We start from the raw sequence: 17,204 nt of genomic DNA, 5'->3' as shown, positions 1-17,204 counted from the left end.
TCTTTTAATCTAATAAATCCTGTTCTTCTTCCAAATACCTTGGATCAATATTCTTACTGGTCTTTGCACCCAGTTTCATAATCTTATCGGCTGTAATGGTTAAACTGCCACGGCCGGAAGTTAGTTTATTCATTGCCTTATCAAATGCATCACGTGACTGTCGCAGATTCTTATCAATGCCTTCCATATCTCCAATAAAACCAACTAACTTATCGTACATGTCGCCACTAAGTTTGGCGATTTCCATTACATTTTTGTTTTGCCGCTCTTGTTTCCAGATTGAAGCCACAGTGCGTAATGTTGCCAGCAATGTACTTGGGCTTACAATGACTACTTTTTTATCCCACGCATAGGTAAATAAGTCATGATCATATTGCACAGCAACACTAAATGAGGATTCAATCGGAACAAACAACAACACAAACTCAGGAGCATTAATTCCATTGAGCATGGAATAGTTTTTATTACTCAGATCAACCACATGATTTTTCATGGAATGTAGATGGAGCTTTGTGTAATGTTCACGATTTTCTTCCGTGTCAGCATTTATAAGCTGTTCATATGCCAATAACGAAACCTTTGAGTCAACAACGATATGTTTATTTTCAGGAAGATGAATAATTACATCGGGCTGGTAGCGGCCGCCCTCTTTATCAGTCAGGGTCATATTTTTGCCTTGAGTGGTGAAACTCTCCCCTTCTGTAAGTCCTGAGCGTTCAAGAATACGTTCCAAAATGAACTCTCCCCAATTCCCTTGTTTTTTACTATCACTTTTTAACGCCCGCGTGAGGTTATGGGCTTCTTCGCTTATTTTACTGTTTAACTCAAAAAGTTTTTTTACCTCTTCTTTCAAGCTGATTTTATCACGCAGTTCCTGATCATAAGCGCTTTCAACTTTCTTTTCAAAGTCGGCTATTTTTTCCTTTAGAGGATTAATTAAAATATCCATACTTGTTCGGTTCTGTTCCGAAAATTTTTGTGATTTCTCTTCGAGTAGCTTCCCTGCAATATTTTCGAACTGCAACGTTAATTTTTTGTGCATATCATCAATTTCCTGTCGCTGTTCTGTTAATCGCTGTTTTTGACTCGACAGATTTTCTCTTAATTGTGCGAGCTCTGACTGGGCTAAGTTGCTGCGGGTTTGTTCCTGATTCAATTCAATGCTGTATCTTAAGCGCTCATCCACTAAATCGTTCCGCAACCGCGCAATTTCTTGTTGAGCAATTCGCTCACGCTCCTCTAGCAAGACCGTTTTCTTTTCAAGGTCATTATATATGGAAAGATTAATATTGCCCACTTTTACTTTAAAGTAAATGAACAGTACGACCGAACCTGCAGCTACACCAGAAACAAAAAAAAGAATATCCATAATCAATTATTTGAGCTAAAATTAACTTATGAAGTGTAAATTAAATCCAATAATTTTATCTTATTTAATTTACACTAATATATTTATCGATGTATTTATTAATCATCCTTGTAATGTTGGCAAGCTGGCTGGTAAGCTGGCGCTTCAAGAGCAAATTTGAAGAGTTTGCACAAATTCCACTTTCTTCAGGAATGACAGGACGAGCCGTTGCTGAAAAAATGTTATCTGATAATGGAATTTATGATGTGAAGATCATTTCTGCAGAAGGGCGACTAACCGACCACTATAATCCGGCAGATCGTACGGTAAACCTAAGTTCTGATGTTTACAACGGTACAAGCATTGCCTCGGCAGCTGTTGCGGCTCATGAATGTGGCCACGCTGTGCAGCATGCAAGATCGTATGCTTGGTTGCAGTTTCGGTCGTCAATGGTTCCGCTTTTATCCATAACGTCACAGTGGGTGCAATGGATATTGTTGGGAGGCATATTAATGATCAATGTCTTTCCGGCTCTTCTCTGGATTGGAATTGTCCTGTTTGCTTTTACAACAATTTTCAGTTTTGTTACTTTGCCGGTAGAGTTAGACGCAAGCCGTAGAGCACTTGGTTGGCTCGATGCAAGCGGAATAACCAGAACTCAAGAACATGAACAGGCTAAAAGTGCACTAAGCTGGGCTGCAATGACCTATGTGGTGGCAGCGATTGGCTCGTTGGCAACACTGCTTTATTACGTGAGCATAGCTATGGGCGGAAGAAGACATTAATGATAATAATTCAATAAAAGCGAAAGGCTCGTGAAAATTTTCACAAGCCTTTCGCTTTTATTGAATTTATTAAGGATTTCTAATTTAAACGATAAGGGCTAATGAGCATAAATTCAGGAACATTTACTTCAAAATGTGAGCCATCTGCCATGCGTTTCATTTCATAAAATCCCTTCATTGATCCTATTTCTGTATTAAGGTTGCAACCCGAAACATATTCATGGCGCTCGCCAGGTTCAATTACGGGCTGTTGCCCTACAACCCCTTCACCATCTACTTCACGATGAGTGCTGTTTGAGTCGAAAATAAACCAATGTCTACGAAGCAACTGAACGGTGTAGTCAGTTTGATTTTCTATCGTAATCTTGTAGGCAAACATAAAGTGATTGTTTGCAGGATTAGAATATTCCGGTTGGAACATTGTTTCAACCGAAACTTTAACACCTTCTGTAATTTTAGTAACCATTGCAGTGTTTATGTTTTGGGCCAAGTAGAAAATCCATGAGGATCACAGATATTTTGATGGCAATTATTTATAAAACTTGAAGCGATTTTTATGCCAAATAAAAAAGTTTGAAAAAGGCTTCCGTGTTAACATTTATACAATTAGACCTCTTCTAAATAAAGGTCTTTTATTTCTTCTAAAACAGCGTGAATTTCCGAAACCGAATTCAGACTCACGAGTTTCATTCGAATTTCTTTGCTGTTGGATAAACCTTTAAAGTAATTAGCGTAATGACGACGCATTTCAAAAATGCCTTGTTTTTCGCCTTTCCATTCAATTGACTTATCAAAATGGGTTCGGCAAACATCCAGGCGTTCAGCAATGGTTGGCCCTGCTAAAATTTCTCCGGTGTTAAAAAAATGCTTTATTTCACGGAAAATCCAGGGATATCCAATTGAAGCACGACCAATCATAATCCCATCTATCTCAAATTCTCTACGCCAGTCGTATGCTTTTTGTACTGAATCCACATCGCCATTTCCAAAAATCGGAATCTGAATGCGAGGGTTACGCTTAATCTCCCTTATTAAAGTCCAATCCGCAACGCCCTTATACATTTGCGACCGCGTTCTGCCATGAATAGTCAAGGCTTGGATGCCCACGTCTTGTAAACGCTCGGCCACCTCATACACATTTTTTGTGTCATCATCCCAACCCAAGCGGGTTTTAACGGTAACTGGCAAATGAGTTGACTTTACAACAGCAGCAGTCATCTTCACCATTTTATCAATATCTTGAAGCAAACTCGCTCCGGCTCCTTTGCAGGCCACATTTTTTACCGGGCAGCCATAATTAATATCGATAAGATCAGGATTGGCTTTTGTCGCTATTTCAGTTGCTTCGCGCATACTTTCAATATTGCTACCGAAAATTTGTATGCCGATCGGGCGCTCATATTCAAATATGTCGAGCTTCTGTACACTTTTAGCAGCATCACGAATCAAACCCTCAGACGATATAAACTCAGTATACATTAAATCAGCCCCGTTTTTTTTGCACACATAACGGAACGGAGGGTCGCTCACATCTTCCATTGGAGCCAACAACAAAGGGAATTCTCCAAGCTCAATATTTCCTATCTTTACCAAAACACTGTTCTTTTTGCGCAAAGATAAGTATTACAGCTCGCATGTGCCAACAGCTAATTGAGACTCTTTGTTTATAAATGATAGTAAATTAGTTACTTATATAGATTATCCATCGATTTATGATGAAAGGATTTTTACACAACAAGCCTTATTATGTTCAGTTCATATTCCTATTGTTTCTGGCGATGGCTAGTTTAGCTGTTTTTTTTTCGATCGGCTTTATATTGATCCCGCCATTGTTTGGCATTAATATTTTCCTTAACCAGGGAATACTAGCTGATTATAATAACCCTGAGGTAATTGCTGCACTAAAAATGCTTCAAATCATTCAAGCATTTGCATTGTTTATACTACCGGCTGTTCTTTTTCCTTATTTCGTTGGCGAGCAAACAGGCGATTACTTGAAAACCAATAAAAGCACAAGTTTGTTGTTGGTTATTTTGGTAATTTCCATTGGCCTTATTTCATCACCATTTATGGAATTTACAGCCCAATTGAATGCCAAGATGCACCTTCCTTCTTTTTTAAAAGAACTTGAAACATGGATGAGGGCGCAAGAGGATAATTTAGGTGAGCTGACTAAAACATTTTTAAAAATGAATAATGTTGGTGCTCTTTTGATTAACTTGGTAATGATTGCAGTATTGCCGGCAATTGGAGAAGAGTTTTTGTTTAGGGGGGTATTACAACGGATATTTATCGGATGGTCAAAAAACGTGCATGCGGGGATTATTATAACAGCTGTACTGTTTAGTGCTATGCACATTCAGTTTTATGGATTTATTCCCAGAATGTTACTTGGCGTACTATTTGGTTATCTTTTTTATTGGAGTAACAGTATATGGCTTCCTGTATTAGCCCATTTTTTAAACAACGGAACTGTGGTGGTTTTTAGTTATTTGTTTCAGAATAAAATAACAAAATTTAACATTGACAGCGACGTTGCAGCACCAGCTGGCGTTTATATGTTTAGTTTGCTGGCAACAATGCTATTGTTGTTTGGTTTTTATACCGTTACAAGGAAACGTATACTTAAATGACAAGAATATGAAAAATAGCTGGGTAAAGGTTTATACAACACCTATTTGGTATAAGGCCGAACTAATGAAGCATTTGCTTGAAGAAGAGAATCTGGATGTAATTAAACTTAATAAACGAGATTCGTCTTACCTCAACTTCGGCGAAATTGAATTATATGTTCCCGGTATCGATTTTAATAAAGCAATTGAAGTAATTATACAAAGTGAATAATTAGCAGTAAGTTGTTGAATGAGTGATTGTTTATGATACATTCAGCAATTGATTATTCTGCACAAATTCCCTTTTATACCACCAGCATCGTTAAATAAGATTCTCAGACATTATCTTTACACTTGAATCTTTTCATTCGCTTCAAAAAACAATGAGCAATTTTTTACAACGAACCATTACCGCATTTTTTTTCGCTATAACCCTTATTGTAGGTGTTTATTACAGCGGCAATAGTATCTCTATCCTTTTCTTTATTATTTCTGTTCTTAGTCTTTTAGAATTTTTCAGACTAGTTGGCTCAACCATAAACAAACCGATTGCAGGATATGGCTTACTTGCCGGCATTGTGGTTTATTCTCTTTTCGCGCTTTATAATTTTCGTTTAATCCCGTCATTCTGCTTTTATCTCGTTTACCCAATTATAATGGGGATGTTTCTTGTCGAACTTTTCCGAAGAAGCGAAACCCCATTTGTGAATGTGGGCTATACCGCTCTCGGTATTATATATGCGGTTTTACCCTATGCGGTGTTTATGTCGATGGGTTTTTTAAAGGGTTCATATACATACCAAATTCCACTTGGTTTCCTTTTGCTACTTTGGAGCAATGACTCTTTTGCTTATTTATTTGGCCGGGCATTAGGTCGAACCAAACTATTTGAGCGGATCTCTCCTAAGAAAACCTGGGAAGGATTTATTGGTGGCATGATCTGTACTTTACTCATATCGCAGGGCATTGCTTACTATTTCAGCTCTTTATCCTCATTAAACTGGTTAATCATTGCAGCAATTATAGTCGTTTTCGGAACGCTTGGCGATTTGGTAGAATCCATGTTAAAACGCAGTTTAAACGTAAAGGATTCCGGAAACTTACTACCGGGCCATGGTGGTATTCTCGACCGTTTTGATGGTTTATTATTGGCAGCGCCATTTGTGTATGTATATCTTTTGGTAATTAGCTAAAAGATTATCAGATTTGCGCCACCAATTTTTATTGATAAACCTTAATTTTTATGGAAGTTAAAGAGAGCCAGCTGGTTGAACATTCCAACCCTTTTGAATCTATGATGTCGCGTTTTGACGTGGCTGCAAAAATTCTCGGTCTTGACGAGGATACTTACAATATGCTTAAATCTCCTGTTAAAGCGGTGATGGTTAACGTTCCTGTTACCATGGATAATGGCCGTACTCAGGTTTTCGAAGGCTACCGCGTTATTCATAACAATTATTTGGGCCCTAGTAAGGGCGGAATTCGTTATGCAATGGACGTTTGTCTTGACGAAGTAAAAGCGCTTGCGGCTTGGATGACTTGGAAATGTGCGGTAGTGAATATTCCATTTGGTGGTGCTAAAGGAGGTATAAAGTGCGATCCGCGTATAATGTCGAAAGGAGAATTGGAGCGTTTAACACGTGCCTATACTTCAGCTCTTTCTGATGTTTTTGGTCCTGAAAAAGATATTCCTGCTCCAGATATGGGTACCGGCCAACAAGAAATGGCTTGGCTAGTGGACGAATTCTCTAAAATTAAGGGCTATGCTAATGCCGGAGTAGTAACCGGTAAGCCATTGGTGCTTGGTGGTTCAAGAGGTCGCGTTGAAGCAACTGGTCGCGGTGTTATGGTTACTTGTCGTGCAGCGTTGAATAAATTAAGAATCAATCCTGCCAATGCAACTGCTGCAGTTCAAGGTTTTGGTAACGTTGGTTCTATTTCAGCAAAATTGTTGGAAACTCAAGGAATTAAGATTATTGCCATTTCTGATGTTTCTGGCGCTTACTATAACAAAGAAGGAATCAATGTAAGTGAGGCTATTGCGTACTCACAAGCGAATAGAAATTCATTGGACGGTTACAGAAATGCTGAAAAAATCACTAATGAAGAGTTATTAACATTAGATGTGGATGTATTAGTTCCTGCAGCTTTGCAAGATCAGATTACTAAACATAATGCACATAAAATTAGAGCTAAGCTGATTGTTGAAGGAGCTAATGGCCCTACTTCTGCAAATGCTGATGATATTTTGAATAGCAAAGGAATCATTGTAGTTCCTGATATTCTTGCGAATGCCGGAGGTGTAACTGTTTCTTATTTTGAATGGGTACAAAACCGCATGGGTTATTTCTGGACAGAAGAGCGCGTAAATCGTCGTGCTGATCGTACCATGAAAGAAGCTTTTGAACAAGTGTATCAAGCATCGTTGAAATTTAACGTTAACATGCGTATTGCAGCTTACATTGTTGCTATTGACAAAGTAGCAAGTACCCGTAAGTTGTTAGGCGGATACTAAGCGAATTCTAAACATAATTTAAACCCTGAACCTTTTTTTCTTTGAGAAATTAAGGTTTAGGGTTTTGTTTTTATTGAATGAGCTCATTGCAGGATTTTTAGGTGTTGGACTAAAATCTTTTAACTTTGCAACCTTTAACTTTTTAACTTTGTTTATGAAATTTCACAAAGAGGGCTACGCCAGCCTTACCATTGTTATTCTTTTCAGTGCTGCATTAATTGCATTGGTACGATATTTTTTTCCGGAAGTTACCTGGGCACACTATTTAGCGTATGCAGTTGCTGCATTTTTGACTATTGTTATTTTACAGTTCTTCCGTGATCCTATTTTCAAGGTAGAAGTAAATGATAAATATGTGCTTGCCCCTGCTGATGGCAAAGTGGTTGTAATAGAAGAAACGGAAGAGAACGAATACTTTAAGGATAAACGTATTCAGGTTTCTATATTCATGTCGCCGGTTAATGTACACGTTAATCGTAATCCAATTTCGGGTATTGTAAAGTATGCTAAATATCATCCAGGTCTTTATCTGGTAGCTTGGCATCCGAAATCTTCTACCGAAAACGAACGTACCACTGTTGTAATTGAAGGAAAGAATAAGGTTGAAGTATTGTTCCGCCAAATTGCAGGAGCGATGGCGCGTCGAATTGTTTACTACGTTAAAGAAGGCCAACAAGTAACGCAAGGCAGTGAAATGGGATTCATTAAATTTGGTTCAAGAGTGGATGTGTTTCTTCCCTTAGGTACTAAAATCAATGTTCAGCTTGATCAAAATGTAAAGGGCGCCCGCACTGTAATTGCTGAATTATAAACCGATCTTTTCGAATAAGAGTTCTAAAAAAACAGTAATATAAAAGAGGCTCATTAATAAAAAAAGCGACTAGAGAGATATCTAGTCGCTTTTTTTATTAATGTCACAGGGTCTTAAGTTGTAGTATTGTTCGTACCCTCTGTTCCAATCACGGTTTCGTGTATTACCCGTTGTGTTGGGTAAGCAAAGTTGCCTTCACTATTCATAATGATATTCCGAATGCTAAACAATATTCTTTCCTTGATTTGAACAAAGGGTGCATAGCTGGTTTCTTCCACAAAAAATAAAATCAATATCGTTTGCGATGATTCTGAAAAGCCATCAAGAGCCACTACAAAATCATTGTGAACTTCAGGTTGTTGGGCTAAAAGTGTTTTAATTGCATCTATAATCCCTCTAATAGATTTTTCGGAAGTGTCATAGGTTAATCCTAAGGTGAATTTTACCCTTCTGCTGGTTCTTAAAGCCAGATTGTCTAATACATTATCAACCATTTGCTTATTAGGGATGGTTACAATGCTTTTTTCAAGCGTTCGGATTCTCGTGCTTCTAAATCCTACCCTTTCAATTGTGCCGTCAATTCCGGCAACATGTACCAAGTCTCCAACCAAAAAAGGTTTATCTATAAATATAGTAAAAGCAGCAAAAAGGTTTTCAACCGTTTCTTTTCCGGCTAGGGCTAAGGCCAAGCCGCCAATCCCAAGTCCGCTAACAATAAGGCCTATATTAAGGTCAAATACAGCACTTAGAATCACTAAAAAGCCAAAAATAATCACGATGAACTTAACCACTTCTTTTGTAAAGGGAATGATTTGAATCCCGGCTTTTGAATCACTTTCTTCAGCCTTTGAAAGCATGACATAAGCAACAAAGTCGAGTATTCTAACAAGAACCCAAAAAACACAGCTAAGCGCTAATAAAAGGAATATTTTATTGGTTAAAATCAGATAAGTAAGCGGACTATTTGAACTTCTAAAGTAATCCACTTGTTTGGCAGGTGGTGTAGCGTTGGTTAATCCTTTGCTTGGTGATAATCCAGTATCAATATTTTGTTCTATTTTTTGGATTTCGGAGTGGGTAAATATGGGTTTGTTAAGATTGTTAAGTTGGTTTAAGGCAACAAAGCAAAAGAATACAAGAATGAGAAACTCCAAAGGCTTCAGCATTAGTTCAACAAATTTTCCGGCATTGTCATCACCTGAATATTGCTTAAACAGACGGAATAATAACCTGCTGAGTAATTTGGATATGAAACGTTTGAAGACCAGGCCGACAAATAAAATAACGGCAATCGTTATATACGTTTTTATAGTATTGCTAAAAACAACCTGGTTGAGAAAATCTAGGAGCATCATAATTTTATTTTGACGAAAGATATTAGATACGATACAAATGACCAATAACCTGCGAACCTAATAGCTAGGTTTTATTCACTTTTAGATTAAAAAATAAAGGTAAACGAAATTGACAATTTCGGCCTTGTAAAATTATTTATCATTGATGTTTAAATTGATGAAAACCATATCATAGAACTAAAAATTTAATCTTGGGTCTTTGTCATTCATCTCAATAGGTACAAAAACAAAAAACCCTCTTATGTAAACAAGAGGGTTGTAATGTATGTGTAAAAAGCCTTATGCTCTTTTTTCTTTGATACGAGCTTTCTTACCGGTAAGTCCACGTAAGTAAAACAGTTTAGCACGACGAACGGCACCACGGCTGTTCACTTCAATTTTCTCAATGTTTGGTGAGTTTATTGGAAAAATACGCTCAACTCCAATTGAGTTAGAAACTTTACGTACAGTAAATGTTTCATTGTTACCAGTGCTATTACGTTGAATAACTACACCTTGGTACAACTGGATACGCTCTTTGCTACCCTCTCTAATCTTATAGTGTACAGTAATTGTATCACCTGCTTTGAACGAAGGAATATCTGATATCTTCGCGGTTTGTTCTTCAACAAATTTTACTAAATCCATCTTATTAAGGTAATTAAACGAGTTTTAGTCGCCTAAAAATCGGAATGCAATTATAGAGAAATTATTTGAAATTTGAAAATGATTTTTCAAAAAGAAACTTATCAACAGATTTTGATGGTTTTTAACATCTTTTTATTCTAACAAATCTGGTCGGCGAGTGCGGGTTCTTTCCAGCGATTGCTCATAGCGCCATTTCTCAATTTCAGGCGTATTGCCGCTAAGAAGAATATCCGGAACCTTCATTCCCTGAAATTCAGCCGGGCGGGTGTAAACCGGAGCATCTAACAAATCGCCTTGAAAAGAGTCGCTTAATGCAGATGTTTCATCGGATAACACGCCGGGCAACAGCCTTACTATAGCATCAACCAAAACAGCTGCCGGTAGTTCTCCTCCTGAAAGCACATAATCACCGATTGATATTTCACGAGTAACATAATTATCTCTGATTCGTTGATCAATGCCTTTGTAGTGGCCGCAAAGTATGATAAGGTTTTGTTGATTGCTCAGCTGATTTGCGATTTGCTGGTTGAAAACGGCTCCATCAGGGGTCATGAAGATCACTTCATCGTAGTCCCGTTCTGTTTTTAGCTTTTCAATGCAGTTTACAAATGGTTCAATCATCATAACCATTCCGGAGCCTCCGCCGTATGGATAGTCATCAACACTTTTGTGTTTATGGGTTGAATAATCACGAAGATTATGTACAACGATTTCGGCCAATCCTTTTTTTTGAGCACGTAATAAAATTGAATGAGCAAAAGGACTGTCGAGCAGTTGCGGAAGTACGGTAATAATATCGATCCTCATGCCGCAAAGATAATGTAAATGGATGACGGAAGAAGTATGATGGAAGTTGACGTTAAAAAAGTAGTATAAGAATCGCTTTTTCAGTTCAGTCTATTTGCCCTTCGGTATATTACTATTAATGCATTTCAGGAATCTGATCGCCGTCTTTTTCAATCATTTTTTTGTGTTTCTTTTTATCGGAAGCCCGTTTAATTGCTGGAATTTCTTTTAAAAGTTCACTTGGGCTGAAGTTAATTCCAACGGGAGGAGGTAGTTTAAGCTCCTCAGGAGTTGGGATTAGTTTGGGATTTATAGTATAAGCATAGGCATTCTGAGGGATATCGAGCTCCAGGAACGCTCTTTTAAAGTTTTCTTTCGTAAGACCATAAACAGTTACACCCTTAAGTGTATAGGTTTGCGTATGCATGCGTATGTTTACAAAAAGCTTTACTAGGTTAATAGAAGGGTCTTTTAAAAAGAAATCCTGCTCAGCATATCCCACGGCTGAAAAAACCAAGGTGTCGCTGGCAAGAATAGGGATCGAGAAAAAGCCATTAAGATCAGTCACCGTGCCCCTTGTCGTACCCTTTATCTTAATGTTAACAAAAGGGATTTTTTCGTTGATGCTATCTGCCGAATAAACAACGCCTGTTAACTGTACTACTTGAATCTTCGATTTCTGTTGTGCTGTAGCAGAATAACCCCAAGCACAAAACAGCAGCAACATAAGTAATTTGTTAACAGTCCTAATCATAGTGGCATTATATATCCTAAAAATACGAAACTGTTACGATTTTATTTCATCCATCGTAAGATTTTGTAGAAACATAATGCGTAAATAATCGCTTATTCCAGATAGATATCCAACAATCCGTCAGGTAATAGGACCATAAACTTCTTGGCTTTCACGTCAATGCCTTTGAGTGTTTGATCGTTCATCGGAAATAAAATCTCTTTTCCTTTGTAAATAACAGTTGCGATAAACTGCTGAGGCAGTTCCAGTACTTCTTTTACTTCTCCTAATTCACCGGATTCTTCATCAAAGGCGGTAAATCCTTTTAAGTCTTTTAACGTAAAGTCTTTTTCTGACTTTTTAGGAACGTGTTTTTTAAGGATAGAAAGCTTTTTGCCTACAATTTTTTGAGCCTCTTCAATTGTTGTTAGTTCATCAAAAATGATGTAGGCAACATTTTTCTGAAAACGAAGTTCTTCAATAAAATAAGGGATATACTTTCCAGCGATTTCAAGGAATACGGAATCGGCAGTTAAGTAATTCTCCGGATCATCTACATCAAAGTAAACCTGCACCTCGCCTTTTAGGCCCTTGGTTTTAGTAATGTATCCTATTTGAAATAAATCTTCCGCTTTCATGTTGTATTAGAGATTTGAGTAGTGCGATGTGCGATTTGAGATAAAAAAATGATAGAATGCAAAAGTAATTATTACTTACAAAGGCATTTGTTTTTTCTTTTCGTCTCGTTATAAAAGTCCTTTAGAGGATTAAGTGGCATTAAAAAAATATAGCGATAGAACCAGGTCCTATCGCTATACTATTCTTTTTTAAAAGGAAGAAATTACTCAGCTGCTGCTTCGTTGTTTTCTTCTGGAGTAGCCTCTTCTGCAGCTTCTTCAGCGGCAGGAGCCTCAGCAACCGGTGCATTTTTAGCAGCGATAGCTTTTGCTCTTTCTTCTTTAATTTTAGCTTCTTCAACTAAACGTGCTTTTGCTTTTTCAGCAGCGCTAGCAGTTAATCCGCCTTTTTTAGCGTCGATTTTGCTTTGCTTGCTTTCTACCCATGCAGCAAATTTAGCATCTGCCTGCTCTTGAGTTAAAGCACCTTTTGTAACGCCGCCTTGTAAGTGTTTTTTGTATAAAACACCTTTGTACGACAAAATTGCGCGGGTGGTATCGGTTGGTTGTGCACCGTTTTGTAACCATTGAACGCCCTTATCAACATTTAAGTCAATTGTTGCAGGGTTTGTATTCGGGTTGTAAGAACCGATACGTTCAATAAATTTTCCATCTCTCGGAGCACGTGAATCCGCCACCACAATGTGGTAAAAAGCATTACCTTTTTTACCGTGTCTTTGTAATCTGATTTTAACTGGCATAATTTTAATTAGTTAAGTCCCTTTATCTCCGCTAAAGGGAGTGCAAAAGTAAGAAAAATATCTAAAACAAAAAGATATATCGCGAAACTATTCAGCATTAATTGTTTAGATAAAAACCTAAGGTTTAATCGTTGTAAATTAGGAAGCAAATTTAAAGTTATACCATATGCTTAAGCTCGCAATCGATATGGACGAAGTGATGGCCGACACCTGGTCCAAATTCATCCACCGTTTTAAAGAACAAGAAGGTTTTGAAATTAGTGCCGAAATGCTGCACGGTAAGGAACTTTGGCAAGCTGTGCCTGAAAGTTTAACCCCTCGGGTTCGAGAATGGATCAACGAAAAAAACTTTTTCAGGGATCTGCCTGTAATGCCGGGCGCTCGTGAAGTAGTGGCTGAACTTTGTAATAAATACGAAGTGTTTGTTGCCAGTGCCGCATCTGAATTTCCTAATTCATATAAAGATAAGTACGATTGGCTTCAGGATCATTTCCCCTTTATTAGTTGGAAGCACATCGTGTTTTGTGGAGATAAAAGTATTATCAATGCTGATATTATGATTGATGATCGGATTCGCAATTTTACTCAGTTTAAGGGACGGCCAATTCTTTATACTTCACCGCACAATGTTAATGTAACCCATTATGAGCGAGTGAATAACTGGGACGAGGTTGCAGGATTATTGTTGTAAGTTTTGTGTGTCAATATTTTATGATGTTAATTGGAATTTACATCTTTGCGCGCAACAATCAATATTAATTGTTTATGAATAGATTAAGTGCTGAAGATCAGAGTAAACTGAATGCATTAATTGAAAAAATAAAAAGAAATACCCAAAACTTTCTAGGCTATCCTGTATCGAAAGATTTTGATTATACTGAATTACAGGAATTATTAAAATATCCTGTAAACAATTTGGGCGATCCCTTTGCCGAATGTACCTATGCGGTTGATTCACGCGAAATGGAACGTGAAGTAATCGAGTTTTTTGCTGAACTGTTTCGGGCTCCGGTCAATAACTGGTGGGGGTATGTTACCAATGGTGGTTCTGAAGGAAATATGTACGGTTTGTACATGGCTCGCGAACTGCATCCTAAGGGAATGGTTTACTATTCAGCGGCCACTCATTATAGCGTACATAAGAACCTGCATTTGCTCAATATGCCCAATATTGTGATTCGCGCTCAGCAAAACGGGGAAATAGATTATGAAGATTTAAACCATACCATCCGCATGAATCGTCATATGCCGGTTATCATTCTGGCCAACATCGGCACTACAATGACAGAAGCGAAGGACGATATCAACAAAATCAAAAACATATTGAATGATGCAGCCATTCAGAACTATTACATTCATTGTGATGGCGCGCTATCGGGAACAATAAGTCCATTCCTTGACCCTCGCCCGGCATTTGATTTTGCAGACGGTGCCGATAGCATCGCTGTAAGCGGACATAAATTCATTGGCTCTCCTACTCCTTGCGGGGCATTACTGGTTAAAAAATCACATCGCGATCGTATTGCCCGTTCGGTTGCTTACATCGGAAGTTTGGATACAACAATTACCGGTTCGAGAAATGGCCATAGCCCGTTGTTTTTGTGGTATGCTATAAAAACGTTCGGGTTTGATGGTTTAAAACGCCGTGTGGAACACAGTTTAAAAATTGCAGCCTATGCAGAAGAGCGTTTACGGGCCATGGGAATTGCAGCCTGGAGAAACCCGAATTCAATAACGGTTGTATTTCCGGAAGCTCATGAACAAGTGCGTAAGAAATGGCAATTAGCCTCTGAAAAAGGACTGTCGCATATTATTTGTATGCCTAATGTTAACGAAGCACAAATAGATGAACTGATTGTAGATATTGAGAAATATCAAATGGAGTTGGTTTAATTACTAAGCCATTGTTTAACAAAAACGGCCTTCGAATATTCGAAGGCCGTTTTGTTGAGGAGAGTCTTTGCTCTTGACTCTTATATCTAGGATCTATCTTCCCATTTTCGGCATGTTGCGCATCATTTTAGCAGCGGTTGCCGGGTTAGAGAACATTTTCATCATTTTACGCATGTCTTCAAACTGCTTCAACAGGCGGTTTACCTCTGTAAGATCACGTCCTGAGCCTTTTGCAATTCTATTACGACGGCTGGTGTTTATCAATTCAGGGTTTTCACGCTCTTGATTGGTCATTGACTGAATGATGGCTTCAATGCCTTTGAAAGCATTGTCGTCAATATCAACATCTTTCATTGCTTTACCCACGCCTGGGATCATGCCCATCAAATCTTTGATGTTACCCATCTTTTTGATTTGATTCAACTGACTAAGGAAATCGTTAAAGTCGAATTTGTTTTTGCGGATTTTCTTTTGAAGTTCAGCAGCTTCTTTCTCGTCGAACTGCATTTGAGCACGTTCAACCAAGGAAACCACGTCGCCCATGCCCAGAATACGCGAAGCCATACGATCCGGGTAGAACACATCGATTGCGTCCATTTTTTCACCGGTACCAATGAACTTGATCGGTTTGTTTACTACCGATTTGATCGATAAAGCCGCGCCACCACGGGTATCACCATCGAGTTTGGTAAGTACCGCTCCAGTAAAGTCGAGGCGATTGTTAAAGGCTTTTGCCGTATTCACCGCATCCTGACCAGTCATTGAATCGACAACAAAAAGGATTTCATGAGGATTCGTGCTTGCTTTTACGGCAGCGATCTCATTCATCATTTGCTCGTCGATAGCTAAACGGCCGGCGGTATCGATGATAATTACATTGTTCCCGTTTTGCTTGGCTTGTGCAATACCTGCCTGAGCAATACCAATCGGATCTTTCGAATTAAGATCAGCAAATACAGGAACGTCAATTTGTTCACCCAATACCTTTAACTGTTCAATCGCCGCCGGGCGATATACGTCGCCGGCGATCAGTAAAGGTTTTTTACCTTTTTTAGTTTTGAGGTAGTTGGCCAGTTTACCGGAGAATGTGGTTTTTCCCGCACCGTTCAATCCGGCAATAAGTATAATTGTTGGGTTTTGTTTAAGCTCAAGTTCTTCGGTTTGACCACCCATTAAGGCAGTTAACTCATCGTTGGTGATCTTTATCATTAATTGACCCGGAGAAACCGAGGTCAAAACATTCATGCCTAGTGCCTTTTCTTTTACGGTGTCAGTAAAAGCCTTGGCGGTTTTATAGTTAACGTCGGCGTCTAAAAGGGCTTTTCTCACCTCTTTCATGGTTTCAGCCACGTTAATCTCGGTGATACTGCCTTGTCCTTTCAGAACTTTAAACGCTCTGTCGAGTTTATCGGATAAATTGTCAAACATAATTCACTGAATCTAAGGGCTGCAAAGTTAATCTTTTTGTGAGAAAATGTGTAGGATAAGGCAGAAAGTATCAATCTCTTAGAAATGAAAAAGCCCCAAACGACTTGTTTGGGGCTTTTAAATATTTTAAATAAGAGTATTTATTCTCCTTTAGGCCAATATAAATACAGAATAATCGCCATTGGTTCAATAGCGAACATTCCCATAATAGTAAAGCCAACACATTGAATAAAATATGCTTGTGTTGCTTGAGTGCCTGATGAAAAAACAATGATCGCTGAAATTAACAGCAAGATGGCGATCGCTAAGTTGATGCGCATCAATTTTGGGATTAACTTATCTGCTCTGCTCATGAACGCAAAAATAAAACTTTTACAGAAAAAACAAGCTGAAAAGGCATCAAAACTTATTTATTAATCCAAGTATAACAACGAAACAAAAAGGTACGAACGGGCGATGATAATTGTTCCGCATTTTTCACCATTCTCTTAACTAATTTTTCCATGTTTTATAAACGCAGTTGAATAGGTTTAAGTATGTAGTCTACTCTAAATTATTGTTTTTTGAGTATTCACCAAATATTTCAATATCCAGGCAATAGTAAAGGTAGGTATGATATCAGTTCCGGGTAATATTTCTTCCAGAAAACTAAATGCTCCTCCGATCACACCCAACTTACGCTTAAACATAGCAAAAAAGACAACTGCCGAAATGGGCGCCCAAAACACGTCAAATGCCTCTCCAATAATAGGCACAGTGAATGAACTCATCCCTATAAGATCCATAATGATACAAATCGGAAGTAGAATATAACGGCTGTCATTAGTCGTTGCTAAAGGTTTATTGCCAAGTTGTTGTTCCATCTTCACAAAATCTTTCTCAAATATAACAAAGGCTGGAAAATAAAAAAGGCTCAAGTAATTATGTATGAGC

Annotated in this window: 20 protein-coding genes; 8 read left to right on the top strand and 12 right to left on the bottom strand. The window is 38.2% G+C overall.

Translation table 11 applies throughout. From position 1 onward, the window contains the following. Positions 1-4: 4 nt before the first annotated feature. Positions 5-1,369, bottom strand: coding sequence for a DNA recombination protein RmuC (gene rmuC / locus FN756_RS06075; protein ID WP_142602406.1), 1,365 nt, complete (start codon positions 1,367-1,369; stop codon positions 5-7). An 89-nt stretch (positions 1,370-1,458) separates the two neighbouring features. Between rmuC and FN756_RS06070 the strand changes: the two genes are divergently transcribed. Then, positions 1,459-2,133 carry a zinc metallopeptidase gene (locus FN756_RS06070; RefSeq protein WP_142602404.1) on the top strand — a complete coding sequence of 225 codons (675 nt, stop codon included), beginning with the start codon at positions 1,459-1,461 and terminating at the stop codon, positions 2,131-2,133. A 79-nt stretch (positions 2,134-2,212) separates the two neighbouring features. On the opposite strand, the gene apaG is transcribed toward FN756_RS06070, so the two are convergent. After that, on the bottom strand, positions 2,213-2,599 hold the full coding sequence (apaG, locus tag FN756_RS06065) for a Co2+/Mg2+ efflux protein ApaG (protein WP_142602402.1): 387 nt from the start codon (positions 2,597-2,599) through the stop codon (positions 2,213-2,215). 140 nt (positions 2,600-2,739) lie between these two features. Next, entirely contained in the window at positions 2,740-3,726 is a 987-nt protein-coding gene (gene dusB / locus FN756_RS06060) for a tRNA dihydrouridine synthase DusB (protein ID WP_142602400.1), read from the bottom strand. 119 nt (positions 3,727-3,845) lie between these two features. On the opposite strand from dusB, the gene FN756_RS06055 reads away from it, so the two are divergent. From FN756_RS06055 to FN756_RS06035, 5 genes are all read left to right on the top strand, one after another. Next, a complete protein-coding gene (locus tag FN756_RS06055) occupies positions 3,846-4,766 on the top strand; it encodes a CPBP family intramembrane glutamic endopeptidase (RefSeq protein ID WP_142602398.1) in 921 nt (306 codons plus the stop codon). A 7-nt stretch (positions 4,767-4,773) separates the two neighbouring features. Continuing rightward, positions 4,774-4,977, top strand: a complete 204-nt coding sequence (locus FN756_RS06050; RefSeq protein WP_142602395.1) for a DUF2007 domain-containing protein — start codon at positions 4,774-4,776, stop codon at positions 4,975-4,977. A 151-nt stretch (positions 4,978-5,128) separates the two neighbouring features. Next, complete coding sequence (locus FN756_RS06045) at positions 5,129-5,938, top strand: phosphatidate cytidylyltransferase (RefSeq protein WP_142602393.1); 810 nt, start codon at positions 5,129-5,131, stop codon at positions 5,936-5,938. Between the two features lie 50 nt (positions 5,939-5,988). Continuing rightward, a complete protein-coding gene (locus FN756_RS06040) occupies positions 5,989-7,260 on the top strand; it encodes a Glu/Leu/Phe/Val family dehydrogenase (RefSeq protein ID WP_142602391.1) in 1,272 nt (423 codons plus the stop codon). 154 nt (positions 7,261-7,414) lie between these two features. Next, on the top strand, positions 7,415-8,071 hold the full coding sequence (locus tag FN756_RS06035) for a phosphatidylserine decarboxylase family protein (RefSeq protein ID WP_142602389.1): 657 nt from the start codon (positions 7,415-7,417) through the stop codon (positions 8,069-8,071). A gap of 113 nt (positions 8,072-8,184) precedes the next feature. Here the strand turns inward: FN756_RS06035 and FN756_RS06030 are convergent, their stop codons facing one another. The 6 genes from FN756_RS06030 to FN756_RS06005 all read right to left on the bottom strand — a co-directional run bounded on the left by FN756_RS06030 (position 8,185) and on the right by FN756_RS06005 (position 12,950). Further along, on the bottom strand, positions 8,185-9,426 hold the full coding sequence (locus FN756_RS06030) for a mechanosensitive ion channel family protein (protein WP_142602387.1): 1,242 nt from the start codon (positions 9,424-9,426) through the stop codon (positions 8,185-8,187). 279 nt (positions 9,427-9,705) lie between these two features. After that, a complete protein-coding gene (rplS, locus tag FN756_RS06025) occupies positions 9,706-10,053 on the bottom strand; it encodes a 50S ribosomal protein L19 (RefSeq protein WP_142602386.1) in 348 nt (115 codons plus the stop codon). 132 nt (positions 10,054-10,185) lie between these two features. Beyond that, complete coding sequence (gene trmD, locus FN756_RS06020; RefSeq protein ID WP_142602384.1) at positions 10,186-10,860, bottom strand: tRNA (guanosine(37)-N1)-methyltransferase TrmD; 675 nt, start codon at positions 10,858-10,860, stop codon at positions 10,186-10,188. Between the two features lie 115 nt (positions 10,861-10,975). Beyond that, positions 10,976-11,566, bottom strand: coding sequence for a carboxypeptidase-like regulatory domain-containing protein (locus tag FN756_RS06015; RefSeq protein ID WP_185955198.1), 591 nt, complete (start codon positions 11,564-11,566; stop codon positions 10,976-10,978). Between the two features lie 119 nt (positions 11,567-11,685). After that, positions 11,686-12,210 (bottom strand): ribosome maturation factor RimM, encoded by a 525-nt coding sequence (gene rimM, locus FN756_RS06010; protein ID WP_142602381.1) that lies wholly within the window; start codon positions 12,208-12,210, stop codon positions 11,686-11,688. A gap of 203 nt (positions 12,211-12,413) precedes the next feature. Further along, positions 12,414-12,950, bottom strand: coding sequence for a 30S ribosomal protein S16 (locus tag FN756_RS06005; protein ID WP_142602379.1), 537 nt, complete (start codon positions 12,948-12,950; stop codon positions 12,414-12,416). A 166-nt stretch (positions 12,951-13,116) separates the two neighbouring features. On the opposite strand from FN756_RS06005, the gene FN756_RS06000 reads away from it, so the two are divergent. Beyond that, the gene (locus FN756_RS06000) at positions 13,117-13,641 is read left to right on the top strand and encodes a 5' nucleotidase, NT5C type (RefSeq protein WP_142602377.1); all 525 of its coding nucleotides are present in this window, start codon (positions 13,117-13,119) and stop codon (positions 13,639-13,641) included. A 74-nt stretch (positions 13,642-13,715) separates the two neighbouring features. Next, a complete protein-coding gene (locus FN756_RS05995) occupies positions 13,716-14,843 on the top strand; it encodes a histidine decarboxylase (RefSeq protein ID WP_142602375.1) in 1,128 nt (375 codons plus the stop codon). Between the two features lie 93 nt (positions 14,844-14,936). On the opposite strand, the gene ffh is transcribed toward FN756_RS05995, so the two are convergent. From ffh to FN756_RS05980, 3 genes are all read right to left on the bottom strand, one after another. Continuing rightward, positions 14,937-16,271 carry a signal recognition particle protein gene (gene ffh / locus FN756_RS05990; protein WP_142602373.1) on the bottom strand — a complete coding sequence of 445 codons (1,335 nt, stop codon included), beginning with the start codon at positions 16,269-16,271 and terminating at the stop codon, positions 14,937-14,939. A gap of 140 nt (positions 16,272-16,411) precedes the next feature. Next, entirely contained in the window at positions 16,412-16,624 is a 213-nt protein-coding gene (locus FN756_RS05985) for a hypothetical protein (RefSeq protein WP_142602371.1), read from the bottom strand. Between the two features lie 195 nt (positions 16,625-16,819). Continuing rightward, the gene (locus tag FN756_RS05980; RefSeq protein ID WP_221929029.1) at positions 16,820-17,134 is read right to left on the bottom strand and encodes a hypothetical protein; all 315 of its coding nucleotides are present in this window, start codon (positions 17,132-17,134) and stop codon (positions 16,820-16,822) included. Between the last annotated feature and the right edge of the window lie 70 nt (positions 17,135-17,204).

This window comes from Solitalea koreensis (assembly GCF_900182575.1).
GTDB lineage: Bacteria > Bacteroidota > Bacteroidia > Sphingobacteriales > Sphingobacteriaceae > Solitalea > Solitalea koreensis.
This window is presented reverse-complemented; position numbering and strand designations above follow the sequence as displayed.

Bases quoted from the DNA above. Each gene is read 5' to 3' on its own strand.
- rmuC (WP_142602406.1), bottom strand. From the start codon at position 1,369: ATGGATATTCTTTTTTTTGTTTCTGGTGTAGCTGCAGGTTCGGTCGTA.
- FN756_RS06070 (WP_142602404.1), top strand. From the start codon at position 1,459: ATGTATTTATTAATCATCCTTGTAATGTTGGCAAGCTGGCTGGTAAGC.
- apaG (WP_142602402.1), bottom strand. From the start codon at position 2,599: ATGGTTACTAAAATTACAGAAGGTGTTAAAGTTTCGGTTGAAACAATG.
- FN756_RS06055 (WP_142602398.1), top strand. From the start codon at position 3,846: ATGATGAAAGGATTTTTACACAACAAGCCTTATTATGTTCAGTTCATA.
- FN756_RS06050 (WP_142602395.1), top strand. From the start codon at position 4,774: ATGAAAAATAGCTGGGTAAAGGTTTATACAACACCTATTTGGTATAAG.
- FN756_RS06045 (WP_142602393.1), top strand. From the start codon at position 5,129: ATGAGCAATTTTTTACAACGAACCATTACCGCATTTTTTTTCGCTATA.
- FN756_RS06040 (WP_142602391.1), top strand. From the start codon at position 5,989: ATGGAAGTTAAAGAGAGCCAGCTGGTTGAACATTCCAACCCTTTTGAA.
- FN756_RS06035 (WP_142602389.1), top strand. From the start codon at position 7,415: ATGAAATTTCACAAAGAGGGCTACGCCAGCCTTACCATTGTTATTCTT.
- FN756_RS06030 (WP_142602387.1), bottom strand. From the start codon at position 9,426: ATGATGCTCCTAGATTTTCTCAACCAGGTTGTTTTTAGCAATACTATA.
- rplS (WP_142602386.1), bottom strand. From the start codon at position 10,053: ATGGATTTAGTAAAATTTGTTGAAGAACAAACCGCGAAGATATCAGAT.
- trmD (WP_142602384.1), bottom strand. From the start codon at position 10,860: ATGAGGATCGATATTATTACCGTACTTCCGCAACTGCTCGACAGTCCT.
- FN756_RS06015 (WP_185955198.1), bottom strand. From the start codon at position 11,566: ATGTTGCTGCTGTTTTGTGCTTGGGGTTATTCTGCTACAGCACAACAG.
- rimM (WP_142602381.1), bottom strand. From the start codon at position 12,210: ATGAAAGCGGAAGATTTATTTCAAATAGGATACATTACTAAAACCAAG.
- FN756_RS06005 (WP_142602379.1), bottom strand. From the start codon at position 12,950: ATGCCAGTTAAAATCAGATTACAAAGACACGGTAAAAAAGGTAATGCT.
- FN756_RS06000 (WP_142602377.1), top strand. From the start codon at position 13,117: ATGCTTAAGCTCGCAATCGATATGGACGAAGTGATGGCCGACACCTGG.
- FN756_RS05995 (WP_142602375.1), top strand. From the start codon at position 13,716: ATGAATAGATTAAGTGCTGAAGATCAGAGTAAACTGAATGCATTAATT.
- ffh (WP_142602373.1), bottom strand. From the start codon at position 16,271: ATGTTTGACAATTTATCCGATAAACTCGACAGAGCGTTTAAAGTTCTG.
- FN756_RS05985 (WP_142602371.1), bottom strand. From the start codon at position 16,624: ATGAGCAGAGCAGATAAGTTAATCCCAAAATTGATGCGCATCAACTTA.
- FN756_RS05980 (WP_221929029.1), bottom strand. From the start codon at position 17,134: ATGGAACAACAACTTGGCAATAAACCTTTAGCAACGACTAATGACAGC.